Here is a 2,054-nt window from a genome sequence, read left to right on the forward strand (position 1 = left end):
CCGCAGAGCTCCTGAAGAATCTCGGCGCCGCCGCATTCCGACATCGGCTTGGCAACGAAATCGCCAACCCGGTCAGGATGCAGCGCGTAACCCCAAAACACCTGAGCGTCCTGCGGCTGCCCAATGAAGTGCGGCTGGTGATAGAGCACGATCGACATCAGCCAGTTCGAATCCCTGAAAGTCACGAGGCCGCCCGTTCCGGCGGCGTTCCCGGAAAACGCCTCCATCTGATCGAAAAACGTTTGATTGCGGCAGGTGACCGTAAATGACGCCCAATACGATTCCGGAATCGAGCTGTTGAACGCGGCTGGATTGCCCAATATCGGCCGGCCTGTCGCGATCTTCTCCCAGAGCGCCCATCCCTGACTATCCGCCTTGGTCAGACGTTTGGGCGGGCTCGTCATCGAGCCAAGGCTCGAGGCGTCCGTCATCGAGCCATTCTGGAAGAACACGAGATCGTCGTCGCCAAGCGAAACGACCGTGCTCTTTGCGTTCTGATCCAGAACGAGACGCCTGACGGAGAGTTTGCCTCCGTCGTCCATAAGGTCCATGTCCGTGACGCGGGTGCTTTTCACGAACTGGACGCCCTGTTGCTCGAGCCAGGATGTCAGGGGACGAACGATGGAGTCATATTGATTGTAGACCGTCCGTTTCACGCCGGCGAGTGTCTCGATGCGCGGAAACTCGTTCATGAAGCGATGCAGATAGCGCTTGAGCTCGACCGCGCTATGCCAGGGCTGAAAGGCGAAAGTCGTCTGCCACATGTACCAGAAATTGGTCTGGAAGAAGGGTGGAGACAGCCAGTCGGTGATGCGGCTGTTGCCGAGCTTGTCCTCGGATGCTTCGGCCAGCCGGACCAATTCCATCCGGTCGTGCATGGTGAAGCCCATGGTCGAGACGTCCACCTTGAAGCGATTGCGGTCGACGAGCCGGGCGCGCGAATGAGCCTTGTGCTGAAGGTTGAACGCGACGGTTTCGTCTCGCACCGTCTGCCCGGGATGCTCCAGCGAGGGAATGGTTGAAAGCAGATCCCATGTGCATTCATAGTGATCCGTCGTCAGCATGCGGCCACCGCGGAGTGAATAGGATCCGCCTGGAAGTTGGGCGCCGTCCAGACTGCCACCCAACAGCGGCTGCCCCTCGTAAATGGTGATATTGCCGCCCGCCACTCCGCCATCGCGGATCAGGAAGGCGGCTCCTGCGAGCGATCCGACGCCGCCACCGATGAAATACGCTTTCATGCAAGTCCACCTCTCAACTTCGCGAATCCGCTGTCGCGAGTGCTAGATGACCAGGTGGCCGGGCAATTGAGCTAGATCATGTCGAAATGCCCGAGATGTGCGCGGCTGCCCGAGCGGAATCGTCCCGAAACAGCGACCACAGCGCGAAGTCGAGCGATGTCGCCCGGCATCGTGTTGCGGAACTGCGGGGAATTGGCCCGGTCGAAGTGTCATTTCAATGCTTGCTTGGCAGTCGCCGGTGCAGATCGCGGCGTTACCGGCCAGGACGCTTGGTCCAATCATCCCCGGCTGCCAACTGCCCCGGTTTGCTGCGCGATATTTTGTTGCTTTCGCGATATGACGAAGATCGATCGCATCGCGGGCTCACGTCTGTTAGGGTTGGGGCGCTCGGAGCGTGACCAGGCGAATGTGGGTTGTGCCTGATAGTCATTGATCAGAAAACGGATCGTGATGTTGAAATGGTGTTCCTACTGCCAGCAGTTCATGGGAGAGGTTCCGGACTACGAGGATCTCGTCGTCACGCATGGAATTTGCGGGGAATGCCGGCCTCGGAGCCGCCTGACCGCAGCCGATTTTGCTCACGCGATATTCCTGAAAGACATCCAGCGCAAGCTCTTCACGGCGGGTCGCCGCAACGATCTGGGGACGGCGAAAAGCACGATCGACCACGCGATCGAAGCGAGCATCAGGCCTGTCGACATTCTGCTCGGGATCATCGCGCCGATGCTTCACCAGATTGGTGAGGACTGGAAGCGAGGCGCCCTCAGCGTGGAAGGCGAGCATCGATTTACGGCGTTCTGCGAAAGGATGTTC

At 59.4% G+C, this 2,054-nt stretch carries 2 protein-coding genes; one reads left to right on the forward strand and one right to left on the reverse strand.

All coding sequences use genetic code 11. The features are described 5' to 3' along the window. Positions 1–1,241: oleate hydratase (locus WCB02_RS38965; RefSeq protein WP_423967598.1), on the reverse strand; the 1,241-nt coding region annotated here is incomplete at its 3' end. Between the two features lie 483 nt (positions 1,242–1,724). Between WCB02_RS38965 and WCB02_RS38970 the strand changes: the two genes are divergently transcribed. Next, a partial coding sequence (locus WCB02_RS38970; RefSeq protein ID WP_423967600.1) for a B12-binding domain-containing protein occupies positions 1,725–2,054 on the forward strand: 330 nt, incomplete at its 3' end.

Source organism: Bradyrhizobium sp., from assembly GCF_049581145.1.
In the GTDB taxonomy this organism is placed as follows: domain Bacteria; phylum Pseudomonadota; class Alphaproteobacteria; order Rhizobiales; family Xanthobacteraceae; genus Bradyrhizobium.